Origin of the sequence: Microcoleus sp. Pol12A5 (assembly GCF_036701435.1) — a bacterium.
GTDB lineage: Bacteria > Cyanobacteriota > Cyanobacteriia > Cyanobacteriales > Microcoleaceae > Microcoleus.
The window spans coordinates 1-19461 of sequence record NZ_JAUBQU010000114.1 but is presented as its reverse complement, the minus strand read 5'-3'; the positions used below and the strand labels follow the sequence as shown (position 1 = coordinate 19461).

Sequence of the window (19461 nt, the reverse complement as noted above, 5' to 3'; positions counted from 1 at the left end):
ACATCTATGACGCGCAAAATTATTCGTACTGACAAAGCACCGGCACCCGTGGGCCCTTACAATCAAGCGATCGCCGCTACGGGCACTATGCTGTTTGTAGCTGGTCAAATTGCGATCGACATTAGACTAAACGATATTGTCTACACCGACGACGTGGCAAAACAAACCGAACAAGTTATGGCAAATCTCGAAGCGATTCTCACAGAAGCGGGCGCTACTTGGTTGGATGTGGTAAAAACTACGGTTTTCCTCAAAGATATGAATGATTTCGCCGCTGTGAATGCGGTTTATGCGAAATATTTTGATGCGGAAACTGCACCGGCGCGTGCTTGTGTGGAGGTTTCGCGTTTGCCGAAAGATGTGTTAGTTGAAATTGACTGTATTGCTGTGATTTGATTTCATCTTCTTTTAGATGCCCGACTTTTTCAAGAAGTCGGGCATCTGGATATTATGTTTTTTTAATGTTTTTGCAGTTGGGAAACTTGAATCTTCGGCAATTCTTTCCATTCGGGATCAATAGGTGAGTAGCAACAGTAGCACACCGCTAAACAGTCGTATTCAGCATTCGGAATTTCAGGTCTGTACTCCTCTACGCGCGAAACCTCCCAATCTCCCCAGCGAACGTGAGTGCTCGCAGCAGGGGATTTAGAATCACCACTCTCCTTAAATTGGCTAAAGTTTCGCAGGCGATCGCCCGTTTTAGGCAGAGGTTTGTTTGAGTAGTCGTAGTGTTCTGCTAGGATACTCGTGAGAGCACCTGTATGGGAAAGCAATCTCTCCTCCCATCCAGGGGAAGAAAGCGATTCTGTTTTGAAAATGATCAACCGTTTTGGCATTGATTTATTCCTTTCTCTCGTGTTCGGGTTCGTATGGACTCGGTGGAAACTCTGTCAACCCTTCAAAGACACAATCAACCTTAAGTATCGAAGCGTTTGTTTTTTCCCATCGGATTAATTCCCATCCCTGACGCTTGGCCATTTGATCGCATTTCTCTGGATCAGTTGCACTATGACGGCTAATATTCTCGTCTGGATCGTAGCGAGGTCTTAATGTCATCTTTATCTGCGTTTTTCTACAGACGCTGATGAAAATCCTACCTGCTATTTTCACCTGCGATGTCTGCGGTTTACAATCCTAGATCATATCCTTTATAGTAACTATCTAAGCATACTTTATATTTTATTCAGTCCCCCTCTGCTGGGACTTCATTTATGTAGTTGCGGTTTCAACCGCCGAGGGTAAAGTGCGCGACTTTATTAACTTCTACAGCCGATCGCACTTTTGTCGATCTGTCGCTGTCGCGCACCTACTCCCAAATCAATCTGAAACAATCAGATTTAATCTCAATTAGCAATTAGCAATTACTAATCATCAGTTAGCAATTAGCAATTAGCAATTACTCTACAAGTAATTACCAATTACCAACCGTAAACTATTTATTCAGCGCTTCGCGGGCGGCTACCGCTTCGTCGGGATGAATATTCAAGCGGGTCAAATTAATTCGACCTTTATTGTCAATTTCTCGCACTTTGACAATCACTTCATCGTTTACAGCTAACTCGTCTTCGACTTTCCCAACGCGGTAGTCAGCTAACTGCGAAATGTGAATCATGCCTTCTTTTCCTGGCAAAATTTCCACAAAAGCGCCGATCGGAATAATTCGAGTTACGCGCCCGACATACACGTCTCCTGCATTCAACTTGCGCGTCATGCCTTGGACAATGTTGTAAGCCCGTTGAGCTTTTTCGCTGTCGTTGCCAGCAATTGTCACGGTTCCGTCGTCTTCGATGTCAATTTTGACACCGGTTTCTTCGGTGATGGCTTTGATCGTTTTGCCACCAGGCCCAATTACCAAACCGATAAATTCTGGATCGATTTTCAGGGTTAGCAAACGCGGTGCAAACGGCGACATTTCCTTGCGGGGAGTGTCGATGGTTGACAGCATTCTTTCTAAAATGTGCAGTCTGGCCGGTTTGGCTTGGCGGATGGCGGTGGCAATCACATCTAAGGGTAAACCTTTGATTTTCATGTCCATCTGCAAAGCAGTAATCCCGGTGTCGGTACCGGCTACTTTGAAGTCCATGTCGCCTAAAAAGTCTTCAATTGCCTGAATGTCAGTCAAAATTCGGACTTCATCGCCTTCTTTAATTAAGCCCATTGCCGCGCCGCTGACGGGTTGGGAAAGGGGAACGCCTGCATCCATTAATGCTAGCGTTGAGGCGCAAACTGAACCCATTGAGGTGGAACCGTCGGAAGAAAGGATTTCTGAAACTACGCGAATCACGTAGGGGAAATCTTCTTTGGATGGCAAAACCGGCAGCAAAGCGCGTTCTGCGAGGGCTCCGTGACCGATTTCTCGGCGTCCGGGCGATCGCATCGGCTTGGTTTCTCCTACCGAAAACGGCGGGAAATTGTAGTGATGCAGGTAGCGTTTGTCTTGCTGCGGGTGCAAGTCGTCTCCTAAGTCTTGGGCGTCGCCTGGGGTTCCCAGGGTAGCTGCGGACAAGACTTGGGTTAAGCCCCGATTAAACAACGCACAGCCGTGTACTCGCGACGGCAGCACGCCTACGCGACAAGAAACGGGTCGCACCTCGTCTAGCTTGCGACCGTCTACACGGACGCCATCTTCGAGGATCTGCTTCCGCATCATTTTTTTGGTAACGTCTTTGAAAACGTTGCCGATCGCCTTGCTGTTGGCGGTGGCCGCTACTTTTACCGGGTCCTCTTCCGGGAGTTCGGCGATCGCAGCTTCGACTTCATTTGCCTTAACTTCGTCCAATGCTGCATTCCGTATTGTTTTGTCTTTTTCAAATCTTGACAAAATGATGCGGATGGGTTCTTGGGCGCGATCGCGAATAAAGTTTTCCAGGGCCGAATCTTGCGATGGCCGTTCCTCTACCACCAAATCGATGCCCAATTCCGCCATAATTTCGCGCTGGGCTTGAATCAAGTCACAGGCTGCTTCATAGCCGAAGTCGATCGCCTCGATGATATCCTGTTCCGGCAATTGGTTGGCGCCGGCTTCTACCATGATTACTCCATCAGGAGAACCGGCTACCACGAGATCCAACTCGCCTTCTTTGATTTCGCTGTAGGTGGGGTTGATGATGAAATCGTCTCCTACCAAACCGACTCGCACCGCCGCCATCGGCCCGTAAAACGGCATTTTCGCCAGCAGAATCGCCACCGAAGCCCCCGTCACCGCCAAAACGTCCGGTGGCACTTGTTCGTCCATCGAAACCGTTGTGGCTACAACTTGGATGTCATCTCGCAGCCAGCTTGGAAATAGCGGACGCAGCGGTCGATCGATCAAACGGCCAGTCAAAGTCACTTTTTCTGGGGGACGCCCTTCCCTTCGCAAAAATCCACCGGGAATTTTACCGCCAGCGTAGAGTCTCTCTTCGTAATCCACCAACAGGGGCAGGAAATCAATTCCTTCTCTCCCCTGCGATCGAGTCGCTGTCACCAAAACCGCCGTGTCACCTGACTGAATCAAAACTGCACCGCCTGCTTGAGGCGCTAGTAAACCAATCTTCAGTCTAATATCCCGTCCATCGAAGGATATTGACTTGTCTATCTCTACCATGTAGCACTGCTTCCTTATCTACCACATTCTTTCTCTGTCGGGATCGTAACATTACCACAGGATGTTTGAGAGTCCGACGCCAAAAGACAGGGATAATCGCCAGGCGATCGACTGTCGGCGTCTGGCTTATAAGCATTTATACTCTCGAATTATTTTTGGCAGTCTGGGGTCGATTCTCCGGTCGATCGTCCGCTAAACGCCTTCCATAGATGGTACGATCAATTTTCGTTTGGGAATTGGGACGTTGAAGGAAGAAGGAAGAAGGAACAGGGATTTAGTTATCTAGGACAGGGAATAAGCCGTAAGGTGTGCCATAAGTACCTAAATATACAGGTTCTACCTAATTCCTATCTGGCTCAAAATTTCCTCGGTTTGTTTTAAATAAATTTTTCATAAATCCCTTATAAATGCTGTAGTCAACCTCGCACTTAAATACAAATATCAGGGTAAAAAATATGGCAATTTTACACGGCAGTTGGCTCCTAGAAAATGAAAAAAGTTGCTTATTTATTTGGGGAGAAATTTGGCGAAAAATAGAGGCAATTGAAATCATAGAATCGGGGATAAATTTACCGCATCCCTTAGCAATGACCGAATCGGAATTTAAGAATTTCCTAAATTCCTTGCAGCAGTCGGGAAAACTGGATTGGCAATTACCGGAAACCGCAGAAACTCCACCGGATAAAAGCAAAAAAACTCGGCGATCGCCCAAAACTCAAAACGCAGAAATTCCCGCCAAAGACTCCTCAATTCAAAAGGAAATTCGGGCGATCGCACTTCCCACCCAAATCTCAGAATCGAACACAAATCTGATGCCGCAGCACTCAGCAGCAGCACTTGAGGAACCCGCTAAAACCGAGGAAATTTACCTTTATCCCTGGCAAGTCGAGGGTTTTTGTCTCAACCCTCAAGCAGCTTTTGTTTTCTTGCAATCACTACCGCTTAACAGCACGGAACCAGACTCTTTTGTCGGCTCAGATTTGCGTTTTTGGTCTCATATTGCTAGGTGGAGTTTGGATTTGTTGGCAAGATGCAAATTTTTGCCTGGATTAGAGAAACAGTCGGACGGTTCTGCTATTGCCAAATGGCAACCGTTGTTAGATAGTTCTACAGATACACTCCGCCTCGCCACTTTTGTCAAGCAAATGCCGACGGCTTGCAGAACATATCAGAAGAAGGAAGAAGGAAGTTCGGCAACGGATTCTGTAACGGATGTAACGGATGTCAGGAAGAAGGAAGAAGGAAGAAGGAAGAGGGAAGAAGGAAGAGGGGAAAAGCAAGAAGAATCCAGTCAATTGCCTTTAGCGGTGGATTTGCCGATGGGGGCGGAGGAATTGGTGTTAGGCTTTTTGAGTAGTATTGTAGATAGTCAAGTGCGATCTGCTGGTAGCTCTACTTTAGACATTAAAGCAGTTTCTCCTGTGCGCGAGTGGCTGCAAGCTTTGCAGCAGGAATCTGGGATAGTTCAAGTAGAAACAGCAGCATTGGAAAACTTGGCAACCAAGCTGAGTGCTTGGATTGCACCGCTGCAAAATCAATTATCTCAACAAAGTCAATTTCGCACTTGCTTTCAACTCATACCACCAGCGCCCGGTAAAGCAAGCTGGAATTTAAATTATTGCTTGCAAGCAGCAGATGAAACCGAATTTTTGGTTGACGCGACAACTGTTTGGAACAACTCTGTCGAGCGTTTGGCTTATGCGGGGCGGACAATAGAATTGCCTCAAGAAACTTTGCTCAGCGGCTTGGGTTTAGCCTCGAAACTTTATCCGTTAATTGAACCGAGTTTGCAAGCCCAGCGACCTCAATCTTGCCAATTAAATCCGCTGCAAGCTTACGAGTTTATTAAGTCTGTAGCTTGGCGGTTTGCTGATAGCGGGTTGGGCGTAGTTTTGCCGCCGAGTTTGACAAAGACGGATGGTTGGGCGAGTCGTTTGGGTTTGAGCATTCAAGCGGAAACTCCGAAAGTGACTCCGGCGAAAGGCGGGTTAGGATTGCAAAGTCTGCTAAATTTTAAGTGGGAATTGACGATCGGCGGACAGCGCATTTCTAAGGCAGAATTTGACAGATTGATCGCGTTGAATTCGCCTTTGGTGGAAATTAACGGCGAGTGGGTGGAGTTGCGCGCGCCGGATGTGAAAGCGGCTCAAACTTTTTTTGCCAGCCGCAAAGAGCAAATGACTCTTTCTTTGGAAGATGCTTTGCGTTTGGCGTCGGGCGATTCTCAGATGATCGAAAAATTGCCTGTGGTGAATTTTGAGGCTACGGGTCAACTTCAGGAATTGTTGAATACTTTGAGCGATAATCAAGCGGTAAGTGCGATCGCAACTCCGGCTAGTTTCCGAGGACAATTGCGGCCTTATCAAGCCCTAGGGGCAGGCTGGCTAGCATTCTTAGAAAGATGGGGTTTAGGTGCTTGTCTCGCGGACGATATGGGGCTTGGCAAGACGATCGAGCTAATTGCTTTCCTCGTACACTTACAAGAACAAGATGCCCTAGAAGCGCCAACATTACTGGTTTGTCCGACATCAGTATTGGGCAATTGGGAGCGGGAAGTCAAGAAATTTGGCCCGACGCTAAAAGTGTTAGTTCACCATGGAGACAAACGCGCTAAAGGCAAAGCATTTGCGGCTGAAATTAAGGGAAAGGATTTAATAATTACCAGTTACGCGCTGGTGTTTCGCGATGCGAAGGAATTTCAAGGCATTAAATGGCAAGGATTGGTTTTAGATGAAGCGCAAAATATTAAAAATTCCGAGGCGAAGCAGTCGCAAGCGGTGCGGCAAATCGAGGCATCTTTTAGAATTGCGCTGACGGGAACTCCGGTGGAAAATAGACTGCAAGAATTGTGGTCTATTTTGGAGTTTCTCAATCCTGGCTATTTGGGGCCGCGCAATTTCTTTCAGCGCCGATTTGCAATTCCGATCGAGAAATACGGAGATCGAGAATCATTGCAGACTTTGCGATCGCTCGTTCGGCCTTTCATCCTCCGCCGCCTGAAAACTGACAAAGAAATCATCCAAGATTTGCCCGAAAAACAGGAGATGACTGTATTTTGTGGGCTGGCAGCTCAACAGGCTGGATTATATCAGAAAATAGTCGAAGAGTCAATAGCTGAATTAGAATCAGCCGAAGGCATTCAGCGCCGGGGAATGATTCTGGCTTTGCTGGTAAAACTCAAGCAACTTTGCAACCATCCGGCTCTTGTGAAAGCAGAAGCTAAGCCGAAAGAATTGCAGATTAAAAGTCAGGAATCGGGGAAATTGCAGCGGTTGGTAGAAATGTTAGAAGAGGTGCTCGCTGAGGGCGATCGGGCTTTAATTTTTACTCAATTTGCCGAATGGGGAAAACTCCTGAAACCGCATCTAGAACAGCATTTAGGGCGAGAAGTTTTGTTCTTGTACGGCGGAATTAAGCAACAGCAGCGGGAAGAAATGATCGATCGCTTCCAGCACGATCCGCAAGGTCCGCCGATTATGATTTTATCTTTAAAAGCGGGCGGCACAGGTTTGAACTTAACCAGAGCCACCCACGTTTTCCACTATGACAGATGGTGGAATCCCGCAGTAGAAAATCAGGCAACTGACCGCGTATTTCGCATCGGTCAAACTCGCAATGTGCAAGTCCACAAATTTGTCTGCACTGGTACGTTAGAGGAGAAAATACACGATATGATCGAAAGTAAGAAAGCTCTAGCCGAACAAGTTGTCAGCGCCGGCGAAAACTGGCTCACCGAACTCGATACAGACCAACTTCGCAATTTACTCATCCTCGATCGCAATGCTATTATAGAAACGGAAGAAGAATAATGTGTTTAATTTCTTCGGTTTCTCGTGAGGACTTTAGTTCTCAAAAATCAGAGGAATTACACACTCTGACCACAGAAACCGGGTTGTCTACCAGAATTAAAGGTTAGAGTCCTGTTTTTTCGTAAAAAACCCGGTTTCTGACTTTCCTAGATAACTAAAGCTTTCTTCCTCCTTCCCTCTTCCCTCTTCCTTCTTCATTCTTAATTCTTCCTTCTTCCTTCGGCTTATGATTGACAGAGAATGGTGGACACAACAGTGGTTAGATTTAATCAATACCTACCGCTTCAAAAAACGCTTAGAACGCGGCTGGCAGTACGCGCGCGAGGGTAAAGTTCTCAGCATTAAATTTCCCAATCAAGAAGTAATTGCCATAGTTCAAGGAACTGATCCAAAACCCTATCAAGTTTCTTTAGGACTCGATACATTGAGCGATGAAGATTGGGATTATGTGATTGAAAATATGTCGCAAAGAGCAGTTTTTTCAGCTAAACTCTTAGCAGGAGAAATGCCGCACAATATTGAAGATGTATTTGCAGCGGCCGGCAAAACGCTATTTCCGTTAAGTTTATCTGATATTCGATCGCGCTGTAGCTGTCCTGACCCCAAAAACCCTTGCAAACACATCAGTGCAGTATACTACTTATTGGGCGATCGCTTCAGTGAAGACCCCTTCGTACTCTTTCAACTGCGGGGCAGAACCAAAGAGCAAATCTTGACAGCACTCCGTCAGAGACGAGGTACGCAAGGAGAGGAAAATTCCCAACTCAACTCCGGCGAAAATGCCCCCACAGCGAATTCTAAATTGCCGAAGGTCGATCGCTTTTGGGAATACAACCAGCAGCTAGAATCATCTTTAGTAGTCATTGTACCGCCGCCCAGCAGCGAAACAGTATTAGATATCTTAGGCCCCATTCCCATCGCAACCGACGGAAAAGGAACCGCTAGCAAATCCTCCCCTGCATCTGATGCACTCAATCAGCATTTTAGCAAAATCTACCAAGCAGTTAGCCAGCAAGCAGTTTTAGCAGCACTGAAACGGAGCGAAGGAGATTAACATAATTTATTCGCAGAGATGATACTAGGGAATATGGCGGATAAAAATCAGGCTTTAATACCAATTTTATTCTTGAGTCCCTCTCTGCTGGAACGAGAGTTTGTTTAGAATAGATTTCAACCGACGAGTCTTACTTTTGGCAATTTCAGTTTAAAGTTCCCACAACTTACTCATAATCTCTATCAATTCCTGGGGGCGTTTAATCAAAAAATCGGGATTGTGTGCAGCCAAAGCCTCCTGAGAATTAAAACCCCAAGCTACAGCCATTACCTTAATTCCTGTTTTTCTAGCAGCGTCTATATCTCTAATCTCATCTCCCACATAAACGACTTGTTTAGGATTTATATGTTCTCTTTTTAGCCAGCTATTAATAACTTTATGTTTGCCAAAAGTTGAACCAGAGTAAATAAATGTGAAAGTGTCTTGCAAACCATTTTTTTCCAGCGATGCCAAGACGTTTTCTCGGGAATTAGATGTGATAATGCCCAGTTGAAATCCCAGTTTTTTTAACTCCAGTAAAACTTCTTTAATCCCCGGAAATAACTGAATGTTGGGAATTTCGCTGCGTAACTCTGCTTTCAACATTCTAATCAATAGCGGGAATTTGAAGATAGAAATGCCAGAATACTGAAGGAGTTGCCAAGAAGTTAAATTGCTCAGTTGAGCGATTTGCTCTTTGGTCGCACACTTAAAGCCTAATTCTACTGACAAACGGTTGGTGATGCTCAGAAGAATATCGATTGTATCTGCTAAAGTACCGTCAAAATCAAAAATAATTACTTTGGTCATGGGACAATAGCAAATAAGGAACGGGGGAGCATACAATTTTAGAGTTTAGGGTTTAGAGTTTAGATTTTAGATTTTAGATTTTAGCTGGGAATGACTTACTGTATAATGTATTGACTATTGGCGCTCCGTTTTAGATTTTAAATTTTTAATTTTAGATTTTATATTTTAGATTTTAGATGGGGAATGACTTACTGCATAATATATTGACTATTGGCGCTCCGTAAATACCCTAGGGGTATTATCGATAGGGTAAGGTGCCCCCTAAGCAGCCTGACGAACATCTCAAATTTTAAGGGTTAATTTGATTTGCTTTCGCATTTCGCCGCAGCATTTCTGGTTTTATGCGCCGCAGCGCCGAAGCTGTAAATCTGCGGTTCCATTCTTCGTCGGAAATGTCGGCTAATTCTGCAAGTGTCGGTGCTATGTTTTCAGGATAAGGCTCAAACTCTGGCACATCAGTTGGTTTAGCAAATCGCTGATTCCAAGGACAAACATCCTGACAAATATCGCAACCTGCTACCCAACCTTGTAAATTAGATGCAATTTCGTCGGGCAATTTTTCGGCTCGATTCTCGATCGTGTGATAGGCTATACATCGATCGGCATTCACCACAAAAGGCTCAGTAATTGCCCCCGTCGGACACGCCTCAATGCAGCGAGTGCAAGTACCGCAATGTTCCGTATGGGGTGCATCGGGCGCTAACTCCAAATTAGTCAAGATTTCTCCCAAAAACACCCAAGAACCGTATTCGCGCGAAATTACATTACCATTTTTGGCAATCCAGCCAATCCCGGCACGTTGCGCCCACATTTTATCCTGAACCGGCCCGGTATCAGCATAATACCGCGCTTCAATTCCCTCCCCTTGCGATCGCATCCAATTTGCCAAAACCTTCAGTTTTTTGTGCAAAATTCTGTGGTAATCCCTTCCCCAACCGTAGCGAGAGATTTTAGCATATTCGACCCCTGCCTCGACCCCCCCCTCACAAGAGGGATTTGAGGGGCGTTGGTGAGGTGTGTAGTAGTTGATGGCGACACATATTAATGACTGCACCTCTGGCATTATTAATCGAATATCCTGCCGTTTCGGGTTTGCCATCCATGCCATATCCGCCTGATAACCCTTGTCCAGCCAAGCTTGCAATCTGTGTTTTTCTAGATCGAAATCCGTGTCTTTTGAAGCGATACCGACTTTGTGAAAGCCCAACTCAAGGGCTTTTTGCTTCACCAAAATGCTGCTAATTGGCGCTTTCATTTGATACCAGGCAAATATTTACCTTTTGTATTGACTATTTGGATTTTATATGATAACAAAAGCGATTTTAATGATTGGTTTCCTAAATAAACTAATTCGGCGCACAGTCTAGTGATGGCGATCGCAATTTACCAAACCATTGATTATAGTTTTGTAACTCAGCTATATTTAATTTATATTTGCAATTTTTAACAAAAAGTTACATAATTTTAATCAAGAGAGCTTGAGATTCCCTAACTCAAGTACCTCACTAAAACCACAAATCCCAAAGCATACACATGGCAGTTAGTATTCAATCAGCTCAATCTATTTTCTCGAACACCGAGATTGCGAGCGTTGTGCCGGCTACCACGGAAGCGTTCTACAAACTCAGCGTTGAAGACCAACTCGCACTGCTCTGGTATGCCTACACCGAAATGGGCGTTTCCATTACCGCAGCAGCACCGGGAGTAGCCAGCATGGCGCTTGTCGAAGGCATTCTGAGCGAAATCAAGCAAATGTCGCCTGCTGCTCAAAGCAAAACCATGTTTGACCTAGCCAGCAACGCCGATACAACGATAGGTCGGATTTACACTTCCTTGCGCGTCAACACCAAACTCGGTTTCTGGTACGAGTTGGGACAGTTGATGAAACAGGGCCTTGTCGCTCCGATCCCCGCTGGCTATCAAATGTCTCCCGAAGCCACCGCAGTTCTCGAAACCATCAAGAAACTCGATCCAGGCCAGCAAATTACCGTACTTCGGAATACCGTAGTTAACATGGGCTATGACCCTGCTTTTAACCAAGAGTACGGCAAACGCTCTGCCCCGCGCAGCACTCCCACCGCTCCAGAAGAGCGGGTAAAAACCACAATTGAGGGTATTAGCGAGCAGACTGTGCTCAGCTACATCGACTACATGAACGCTTTCGACTTCACCCCAGCCGTCGGTTTATTTGCTGAAGAAGGTGCCCTGCAACCGCCTTTCCAAAAGCCGATCGTTGGTCGCGAAGCTATCCTCAACTATATGCGGGAAGAGTGCGTCGGACTGAAAATGATGCCCGAGCGAGGCGTATCGGAACCCGCAGAAGATGGCTACCGCCAAGTGAAAGTCACCGGTAAAGTCGAAACTCCCTGGTTCGGATCGAATGTGGGAATGAACATTGCATGGCGGTTTTTGCTCGATCCCCAAGGTCAAATTTTCTTTGTGGCGATCGACTTGTTGGCCTCTCCTAAAGAATTGCTCAATTTGATCCGCAAATAGAATATTCTTGTTTGCTCTTTTAAACAGGCTTCCCCAGAAACCCAGATGCCATTAGGTGTCTGGGTTTATATCATTTTAGATTTGAGATTTTAAATTTTAGATTCAAGAATTGAAGGATGGAAAATGACTGATGGTATCAGGGTTTACAGCTTGGCTACACTTGTATTTTTTGAAAGTAGGATTGATTTTGGTCGATCGCTCTGAAAGCTGCGCTCGACGCTCTGCGGTTCCCGATTCCTCCTTTTTTCGGAGAATTATTTTCCTACCCCTACTTATATCTTTTGAGGGATTTGCTGCGGCAAAGAGAATGATTACAGTATACTCATTCATTTGAAATCACTTGTTTTATGACCGCCACAACTCGACCTATTTTAACTAACTCTATAAAGATTGCAGGCATCACAATGCCAGAGATACTGCAATATTTTGAAACTTTAAACGCGGGGGATTTTGAAGCGACGGCTAATTTATTTGCCGATGATGGGGTTCTGCACGCGCCGTTTGAAGATCCAATTATCGGCAGGATTGCGATCGCCACTTATCTAAAAAAAGAAGCACGAGGAATGCAGCTAGAACCCCAGAAAGGTGTCAGCCAAATTTTAGAAGATGGCAAAGTAGAAGTTCAGGTCAGCGGTCGGGTGCAAACTTCCGCATTTGGCGTTAATGTAGGATGGCTGTTCTTGCTCAATTCTGACCAAAAAATCCTTTCTGTGACGGTCAAACTGTTAGCTTCTCCCCAAGAATTGCTAAACCTGCGGTCACATAAGAAATTTGATGTTTAATAAGCTGTTTCAGATTTAAATTGCCTATTGGGGTTTGACCTGTCGATCGCACGTAATAGTTAAAGTCGTGCGATCGACAGGTTAATCGGCTTTTTCTGGCAAGAATGAGGCAGACACCGGGTTTTTATCCAAATCTTTGGTAAAGTGTCCCTCACGGTATAAAAAATCGGTTTCTTGGCTATTTGTGCGATCTGGACTTTACCCCTACAATCTTACAGTTTCTTAGAGAGGGACGCTACTCCACGAAAAACTGGCTGTCACCGCAGCGTGCGACAGACAGCCAAAGCGAGTCAAAAAGTGCATTGCCAATCATTAATGACTAATGACTAATGACTAATTAAGATTTTTCCGGCAAACTCGCTTCCAACTTTAGACAGTTGCGACCGTCTATTTGCAAAGTGTAGTCCACCCGATCCATAAGTCTACTCATAATCAGCCAGCCGTAGCCGCTTTCCTGTTTAGCTTCCGGCCTCGGAGGATTGTAAGTATCCATTTCGTAACCTTTACCGTAATCCCAAATTTCTAAACCAATATCCCTATTTTTTAAATTCAAGCGAATTAAAACGGGTAAATTGGGTTGATCTTTGTGAGCATGGCGGATCACGTTAGAATAGGCTTCTGCTAACACCAAGCGCAAACGATTCGACTGACGCGGCCAATCGACGTGCTCTCCTAGCTCTACTTCCAAACTGCTCAGCAACCAATTTTCAACAATTGTTAAAAACCGCAAGTCGCTTGGCACATGAAGCTCAGTATTCATAAAAAAATCCCGTAAGTTTGAAAACCCTGTGTCTTCACACCAGGTATGAAACACGACGCGCCGAATGGATTCGGCCTCAATACTTGTCGCTACTCGGGGGACACTAGCCTTTTCTGTTTAAAAATCAGGCATTGGTCATTCGGTAGAAGGCAGAAGTTAAGAGTATAGTTGAAAACTTTAGTTATGGGTCTAAAGCCCATTAACAATTGATAATTATACCGAGACTGCAAGCAGCGAGGTATAAAAAATCTTTGTTTCAATCTCTGGCTTTTAAGCTTGGGTTTTTTCTGACCAATGCCTTCTACCTTAACCTTTTACAGGTGTTGAATCCCCCAGAAAAGCGATTCACGAAACTAGCTGCGCCATCGCCGGCTAGGTTTTTTACTGTTGACGATAATGCCGTCCTTTGCAGGACTACTCTGTGAGCCGTCAACCAGCAGCGCTTAAGTTTTTTCGGCTCTCACCCCCGACTATGGGTCGGGAGTCGCTGACAGATTCAAAGAACCTCCAAAGAGAGTATGGTTTGGTCGTCTTCCTGAACGGGATTGTCGGCTCGGATGTGAGCCAACAAATTGTCCAAGTTGAAGGAACCAGGCTCCTGAATCAACAGTTGCCAAAGCCCTTCTTGTTGTAGCATAGAACGGGTTGGTACACCCCCGGAGACCCCTTCAGTGGTGACGCTAGCTTCAGTAATCCCGTCACTCGTCAGCAGAAATACATCTCCCGACTTTAATTCGATCGCACCTGCTTTGCCTCTCCAAACTGGTAGTATCCCCAAGGGAATGCCGCGAGCTTTCAGGAAATTAGGCTCGGCTGGCGTTTTACCGCTAGCGGCTTGAGCTTTCACCTCTGAGTGAGACCAAACAATCGGGTAAATGTGACCGGCATTAGCAAAGGCGAGGTGTCCGGTTGACGGAGTGTAACGAGCTACAACCATTGTAATAAAATGGTTGTTGCCGATCAGGTCGTCAGACATACTGCTATTCATGTTCTGCATAACTTGATCTGGCTCTGGAGAAACTTCTTGGGAAAGTTCCCGCCGCATCACCGAAATCGCGCTGGCCATAAATAGAGCAGCCGGAACTCCCTTACCCGAAACATCTCCCACCGCTATCCAAATATCCCCTTGGGAGTGGACGTAGACTTCAAAAAAGTCGCCGCCAACTTCCCGCGCTGGATAACAGCAAGCTTGCACCCTAACAGTTTCAAAATCCGGCCAACTTTGGCGCAACAAGTTTGTTTGGATTTGGCGAGCCACTTCCAACTCGTTTTGCATCTGCTTGGCTAAATCCAGAGTGCGCTGGTAGAGCTTAGCTTGAGACAGGGCGAGAGCCGCTTGAGCTGCTACACCTTCTATTAACTCTATATCTTCTGCCGACCAAGGGTTAGTGCCGCCAATCTGGCACAAAGCCAGTACCGCCAGTAATTCTTGCTGGTAAGTCAGGGGCACGGCAATCTCAACCGATTTACCGTCCCCCCCGCTGTTTGGGTTCACTTGAGTTTGGCGGCTGGCTACTGCTTGAACCAACAAATTTTCATCAAAAGAAAAACTACTGGCATCGTCGGTTTGGGCTTGGTAGGGGAAGGTACTCGGCAATAGTCGATCGCTCTCTACCGGCCGCAGCATACAATAGTTGGCCTCAAAAGTTTGACCTACGGTTTGAACAATAGTTTGTACCATACTAGAGTAATCTAGCGACCCGCGAATCACGCTCATTACCTCATTGAACAGAGATTCCTTGCGTAAAGCGCGGCGCAATGCAACGCTGCGCTGCTTGTAGTATTTGTAAGTTTCTGAGGCTTGATTGATCACCAATTTGAGTTCTTCAGGATTCCACGGTTTGGTGATGTATTTGAAAACTTGACCTGAGTTGATGGCCTCAACCAAATCTTCAACATCGGTGTATCCCGTTAGCAGAATCCGAATCGTATCGGGAAATCGCTCGACTGTTTTCCCCAAAAACTCGGTGCCATTCATTTCTGGCATCCGCTGGTCAGATATAATCACCGCCATCTCGCCCTGTTCGTCTAGAACTTCCAAGGCGCTGAGGGCGCTATCTGCTTTGTAAACCTGAAAGTCGCGTCGAAACGTCCGGTACAATAAATCCAAGTTATCGGGTTCGTCATCGACTACCATCAGTTTCAGCTTGCTTCCATCTCCCCTACTCATCTTTCTTCCCCCTTGAAAACCCCCACCATAGCTGTATTCAGCAAGGTGGCGGGAGGAAAAGGGGGGCTGGATATATGCAACATATCAGTTACGTCAAGTTGAGTTAAAGAAACCCGTTTTACCTTAAGGTGAGCATTCCTTTCGCACCATCTGTTCGCACAACAGATGAGAGGCTTTCGATACTGTAACCCGCCTCGGTAGGCCGCTTCAATAGGGAAAATTTCCGAGTGAGCTTTCACGCTGTGATACGAGCAATGACCTTGTTAGCAGTCGGTACTTTTATAAACACACCAGCATTCAAAACGGCTAATTAGTGCTCTGATTGCAGAGTTCTTAACTAGCTGGGCACTGTCCTCGGTGTGAATTTTAACACTTACTACTAAGGAAGGTATTGCTACCTAAGTCTGGTCAACACTGGCTGTATTTCAAGCCCCACTGTACCCGGAGGGTTAGTGGTGGGTTGTTGGCGCTATTCCCTACCTACACCTGTGCCCAATCGCACTTGATTGCTGCATGCAATTCTCCCTAATCTCTGAACTTTTTGCAGCAATCATATTACTACTGCTGAATCAAGTTATTCTTTCTGCCAGTCTGAGCTTAGCAGAACGAGAGCGGGGATTTCTAGCGACTTCTTCGGATTGTGGCCCGATCGGCTTTTTTGTAAGTACCTGCAAACTGGGTGTTCCTCTGAGTTGGTGCTTGACTGGTCGGTCTTCCAGACTGTGAAATGTAATGATTCCGATTCTCCCACCTGGTTTTAACCACCTTGGCGCTTGGTTGAGGAAAGTTTCTAAAGAAGCGAGTTCGGAGTTGACAGCTATCCTTAAAGCTTGGAAAGTACGGGTGGCAGGATGGATTCTGCCGTTGCGCTGCTTGGGGGGGAAGCTGGAGGCTATCGCCCCTGCAAGTTCTGTTGTTGTTTGAAAAGGACGCCCTTGCACAATCCGCCTCGCGATGCGCCGCGACAGTCGTTCCTCGCCGTACTTGTAAATAATATCTGCTAGTTTAACTTCTTCCCAGTGGTTGATAATCTCTTCTGCCGTCAAAGATTGCTGCTGGTTCATACGCATATCTAGTTGAGCTGGGTGGCGAAAACTAAATCCTCGTTCCGGTGTATCGAACTGAGCAGAGCTGACGCCCAAGTCTGCTATGATACCATCAAATTCGGCCTCTGGGGACTGATATTCAGCAAAGTTGCCGTGCCAAAACTCAACGGGCGAGTTGGCAAATCTGGCTTGGCAAAAACGGATGGCTTGTTCATCGCGGTCGATCGCCACCACTGTAACATCTGGCGCCGCCGCTAAAATCAAACTCGTGTGTCCGCCGCCCCCAAGCGTCGCGTCCAAATAGTGTCCCCCTGGACGCACAGCCAAACCCGCAATTAATTCTTGACCCAAAACTGGAACGTGATAGGTGTCAATACTGACATCTGATCCAGGGGTATGCTTCTCACAGAGCTCGATATCCTTCATAATCTATAACAGCGAAACAAAAATCAACAATAGTCAGTAATCATTAATTCATTTAATTATGTCAAGAATTGAGACTAGAACCGAACCGATGGTGCTCAACATGGGGCCGCACCACCCTTCCATGCACGGCGTACTCCGGCTAATTGTCACCCTAGACGGGGAAGATGTGGTGGACTGCGAGCCAGTTTTGGGCTATCTGCACCGGGGGATGGAAAAAATCGCCGAAAATCGCACCAACGTGATGTACGTGCCCTACGTGAGCCGCTGGGACTATGCCGAGGGGATGTTTAACGAAGCGGTGACAGTAAATGCGCCGGAAAAGTTGGCGAATATTGCTGTCCCCAAACGGGCTAGTTACATTCGGGTAATCATGCTGGAGTTGAACCGGATTGCTAACCATTTGTTGTGGTTGGGGCCGTTTTTGGCGGACGTGGGGGCACAAACTCCTTTTTTCTATACTATGCGCGATCGCGAACCAATTCTCGACTTGTGGGAAGCCGCTACAGGTTATCGCATGGTGAATAATAACTATTTCCGCATTGGCGGAGTCGCCGCAGATTTGCCCTACGGTTGGGTAGATAAATGCGAAGATTTCTGCGATTATTTCGTTCCCAAAATTGACGAGTACGAACGTTTAATTACCAACAACCCAATCTTCCGCCGCCGGATTGAAGGCCTGGGTACTATTTCTCGCGAAGAAGCGATTAACTGGGGACTTTCCGGCCCCATGTTGCGCGCTTCCGGCGTTAAGTGGGATTTGCGGAAAGTTGACCATTACGAATGTTACGACGACTTCGACTGGGAAGTTTGTACCGAAGCTGCTGGCGATTGTTTGGCCCGGTATTTGGTGCGGGTTCGGGAGATGCGCGAGTCGGTTAAAATTCTCTATCAAGCCTTGAAAGGACTCCCCGGTGGGTCTTACGAGAATTTGGAAGCGAAGCGACTCGAAAGCGGACCCAAATCTGAATGGAATGGTTTTGACTATCAGTTTATTGGCAAAAAAGTAGCGCCGACTTTTAAGATTCCCAAAGGCGAACATTATGTCCGCGTTGAAAGCGGCAAGGGTGAGTTGGGGATTTATATTATCGGGGATGATAATGTGTTTCCTTGGCGCTGGAAGATTCGGACTGGGGATTTTAATAATTTGCAGATTTTGCCTCACATTGTGCGCGGCGTAAAAATTGCCGATTTGGTGGCAATTTTGGGGAGTATCGACATTATTATGGGCTCAGTTGACAGGTAGGTTTTGTCGGTTTTGATCTAAGAAATTAACCCGGTTTTTTTATGGAACCGGGTTGATTTTTTTGAATTGCAGATCAACGCGGATGGATATCGATTAATATTGCTATTAACGTCGCTAAAATCTACCTTATTTCTCTCTACTCTCTTCCTCTGTGCCCTCTGCGCCCTCTGCGGTTAATAAAAAAAATCTCTCCTTCACAAATGAAATAAGATCGACTTTGATTCGAGAAATTATGAAAGTTCAGCAATCAGATATCAATGACAGCAACTCGGATCTCTGCGCTTTAATCCGCGAAGTAATTGCCGCCAGTCCGCAGCAGCGAATTACTTTTGCTGAGTATATGAATTTGGCATTATATCATCCCCAGCACGGTTATTACAATAGCGATCGCCCGTCGATCGGCAAACAAGGCGATTTTATCACGTCGTCTCATTGGGGTGCTGATTTTGCGGAGGTTTTGGCAAAGCAGTTTGTGGAAATGTGGGAATTGCTCGATCGCCCTCAAAACTTCGCGATCGTAGAAATGGGCGCTGGGCGGGGAACTTTTGCAGCCAATGTGCTGCAATATCTGCAACGGCAACATCCCGACTTATTTAAAACTTTAACATACATAATTGTTGAAATTTCCCCAAGACTTCAAGCGGAACAACGCCAAAGGTTAAGCGAGATCGAGTGCGTCAAGTGGTGCAATTGGGATGAGATAGTTAATAATTCAATAGTAGGTTGTTTTTTTTCTAACGAGTTAGTGGATGCTTTGCCCGTGCATCAATTTATTGTGGAAGAAGGGCAAGTTAGGGAGATTTACATTGCCGCAGACACCCCAAAAAATGAACCACAAGAGATAAATTTTGTTGAAGTAATTGGCGAAGTTTCCACGCCTAAAATTGCTGAATATTTTGATTTGGTAAGCATCGATTTGTCGGCGAGTGTTTACGGGGATGGTTATCGCAGTGAGGTAAATTTGGCGGCTTTGGACTGGATGAGTACAGTTGCTCAAAAGTTGCTGCGGGGATATTTGTTAACTATTGATTACGGTTATCCGGCGCACCGCTATTACAATCCGAGGCGCAGGGAGGGGACGCTACAGTGTTATTATCTGCACCGATATCACAATAATCCTTATATTAATGTGGGGCGGCAGGATTTAACGGCTCATGTTAATTTTACGGCGCTGGAAAGGCAGGGTGAATTGTGCGGTTTGGATGTGGTAGGGTTTACTCAGCAGGCTTTGTTTTTGATGGCGTTGGGTTTGGGCGATCGTATTGCTTCTCTGTCTACAAATGATGCGGAAGTATTGGAT

15 protein-coding genes are annotated in these 19461 nt (G+C 46.1%); 7 read left to right on the top strand and 8 right to left on the bottom strand.

The window, feature by feature from the left end:
* Window positions 1-396, top strand: a 396-nt coding sequence (locus tag QUA45_RS22920; protein ID WP_333222201.1) for a Rid family detoxifying hydrolase, incomplete at its 5' end; no start/stop codon positions are given.
* A 62-nt stretch (window positions 397-458) separates the two neighbouring features.
* Here the strand turns inward: QUA45_RS22920 and QUA45_RS22915 are convergent.
* The 3 genes from QUA45_RS22915 to QUA45_RS22905 all read right to left on the bottom strand — a co-directional run bounded on the left by QUA45_RS22915 (window position 459) and on the right by QUA45_RS22905 (window position 3586).
* On the bottom strand, window positions 459-836 hold the full coding sequence (locus tag QUA45_RS22915) for a hypothetical protein (RefSeq protein WP_333222200.1): 378 nt from the start codon (window positions 834-836) through the stop codon (window positions 459-461).
* A 4-nt stretch (window positions 837-840) separates the two neighbouring features.
* Window positions 841-1056, bottom strand: a complete 216-nt coding sequence (locus tag QUA45_RS22910) for a hypothetical protein (RefSeq protein ID WP_333097399.1) — start codon at window positions 1054-1056, stop codon at window positions 841-843.
* A 376-nt stretch (window positions 1057-1432) separates the two neighbouring features.
* Window positions 1433-3586, bottom strand: a complete 2154-nt coding sequence (locus tag QUA45_RS22905; RefSeq protein WP_333222199.1) for a polyribonucleotide nucleotidyltransferase — start codon at window positions 3584-3586, stop codon at window positions 1433-1435.
* Window positions 3587-4041: 455 nt separating this feature from the next.
* On the opposite strand from QUA45_RS22905, the gene QUA45_RS22900 reads away from it, so the two are divergent.
* Complete coding sequence (locus QUA45_RS22900; protein WP_333222198.1) at window positions 4042-7395, top strand: DEAD/DEAH box helicase; 3354 nt, start codon at window positions 4042-4044, stop codon at window positions 7393-7395.
* A 226-nt stretch (window positions 7396-7621) separates the two neighbouring features.
* Complete coding sequence (locus QUA45_RS22895) at window positions 7622-8449, top strand: SWIM zinc finger family protein (RefSeq protein ID WP_333222197.1); 828 nt, start codon at window positions 7622-7624, stop codon at window positions 8447-8449.
* A 150-nt stretch (window positions 8450-8599) separates the two neighbouring features.
* On the opposite strand, the gene QUA45_RS22890 is transcribed toward QUA45_RS22895, so the two are convergent.
* Both QUA45_RS22890 and queG read right to left on the bottom strand, forming a co-directional pair.
* Window positions 8600-9238, bottom strand: coding sequence for an HAD-IA family hydrolase (locus QUA45_RS22890; protein WP_333222196.1), 639 nt, complete (start codon window positions 9236-9238; stop codon window positions 8600-8602).
* Window positions 9239-9527: 289 nt separating this feature from the next.
* The gene (queG, locus tag QUA45_RS22885; protein ID WP_333222195.1) at window positions 9528-10493 is read right to left on the bottom strand and encodes a tRNA epoxyqueuosine(34) reductase QueG; all 966 of its coding nucleotides are present in this window, start codon (window positions 10491-10493) and stop codon (window positions 9528-9530) included.
* Window positions 10494-10771: 278 nt separating this feature from the next.
* On the opposite strand from queG, the gene QUA45_RS22880 reads away from it, so the two are divergent.
* Together QUA45_RS22880 and QUA45_RS22875 are read left to right on the top strand one after the other, a co-directional pair.
* Entirely contained in the window at window positions 10772-11734 is a 963-nt protein-coding gene (locus tag QUA45_RS22880) for an orange carotenoid protein N-terminal domain-containing protein (RefSeq protein ID WP_333097388.1), read from the top strand.
* A gap of 347 nt (window positions 11735-12081) precedes the next feature.
* On the top strand, window positions 12082-12516 hold the full coding sequence (locus QUA45_RS22875) for a nuclear transport factor 2 family protein (RefSeq protein WP_333222194.1): 435 nt from the start codon (window positions 12082-12084) through the stop codon (window positions 12514-12516).
* 337 nt (window positions 12517-12853) lie between these two features.
* Here the strand turns inward: QUA45_RS22875 and QUA45_RS22870 are convergent, their stop codons facing one another.
* The 3 genes from QUA45_RS22870 to rsmH all read right to left on the bottom strand — a co-directional run bounded on the left by QUA45_RS22870 (window position 12854) and on the right by rsmH (window position 16918).
* Complete coding sequence (locus QUA45_RS22870; protein ID WP_006633914.1) at window positions 12854-13276, bottom strand: ATP-binding protein; 423 nt, start codon at window positions 13274-13276, stop codon at window positions 12854-12856.
* Window positions 13277-13772: 496 nt separating this feature from the next.
* On the bottom strand, window positions 13773-15446 hold the full coding sequence (locus tag QUA45_RS22865; RefSeq protein ID WP_333066376.1) for a SpoIIE family protein phosphatase: 1674 nt from the start codon (window positions 15444-15446) through the stop codon (window positions 13773-13775).
* A 569-nt stretch (window positions 15447-16015) separates the two neighbouring features.
* Entirely contained in the window at window positions 16016-16918 is a 903-nt protein-coding gene (gene rsmH / locus QUA45_RS22860; RefSeq protein WP_333097386.1) for a 16S rRNA (cytosine(1402)-N(4))-methyltransferase RsmH, read from the bottom strand.
* A 58-nt stretch (window positions 16919-16976) separates the two neighbouring features.
* On the opposite strand from rsmH, the gene QUA45_RS22855 reads away from it, so the two are divergent.
* Window positions 16977-18161, top strand: coding sequence for an NAD(P)H-quinone oxidoreductase subunit H (locus tag QUA45_RS22855; protein ID WP_333097385.1), 1185 nt, complete (start codon window positions 16977-16979; stop codon window positions 18159-18161).
* A gap of 232 nt (window positions 18162-18393) precedes the next feature.
* Window positions 18394-19461 (top strand): class I SAM-dependent methyltransferase (locus tag QUA45_RS22850; RefSeq protein WP_333222193.1); only part of this gene is annotated, 1068 nt, incomplete at its 3' end.

Excerpts from the sequence above, each read along its gene's own strand:
- QUA45_RS22890 (WP_333222196.1), bottom strand. The coding sequence starts at position 9,238 with ATGACCAAAGTAATTATTTTTGATTTTGACGGTACTTTAGCAGATACA.
- QUA45_RS22900 (WP_333222198.1), top strand. The coding sequence starts at position 4,042 with ATGGCAATTTTACACGGCAGTTGGCTCCTAGAAAATGAAAAAAGTTGC.
- QUA45_RS22915 (WP_333222200.1), bottom strand. The coding sequence starts at position 836 with ATGCCAAAACGGTTGATCATTTTCAAAACAGAATCGCTTTCTTCCCCT.
- QUA45_RS22880 (WP_333097388.1), top strand. The coding sequence starts at position 10,772 with ATGGCAGTTAGTATTCAATCAGCTCAATCTATTTTCTCGAACACCGAG.
- QUA45_RS22895 (WP_333222197.1), top strand. The coding sequence starts at position 7,622 with ATGATTGACAGAGAATGGTGGACACAACAGTGGTTAGATTTAATCAAT.
- queG (WP_333222195.1), bottom strand. The coding sequence starts at position 10,493 with ATGAAAGCGCCAATTAGCAGCATTTTGGTGAAGCAAAAAGCCCTTGAG.
- QUA45_RS22870 (WP_006633914.1), bottom strand. The coding sequence starts at position 13,276 with ATGAATACTGAGCTTCATGTGCCAAGCGACTTGCGGTTTTTAACAATT.
- QUA45_RS22875 (WP_333222194.1), top strand. The coding sequence starts at position 12,082 with ATGACCGCCACAACTCGACCTATTTTAACTAACTCTATAAAGATTGCA.
- QUA45_RS22905 (WP_333222199.1), bottom strand. The coding sequence starts at position 3,586 with ATGGTAGAGATAGACAAGTCAATATCCTTCGATGGACGGGATATTAGA.
- QUA45_RS22865 (WP_333066376.1), bottom strand. The coding sequence starts at position 15,446 with ATGAGTAGGGGAGATGGAAGCAAGCTGAAACTGATGGTAGTCGATGAC.
- QUA45_RS22910 (WP_333097399.1), bottom strand. The coding sequence starts at position 1,056 with ATGACATTAAGACCTCGCTACGATCCAGACGAGAATATTAGCCGTCAT.
- rsmH (WP_333097386.1), bottom strand. The coding sequence starts at position 16,918 with ATGAAGGATATCGAGCTCTGTGAGAAGCATACCCCTGGATCAGATGTC.
- QUA45_RS22855 (WP_333097385.1), top strand. The coding sequence starts at position 16,977 with ATGTCAAGAATTGAGACTAGAACCGAACCGATGGTGCTCAACATGGGG.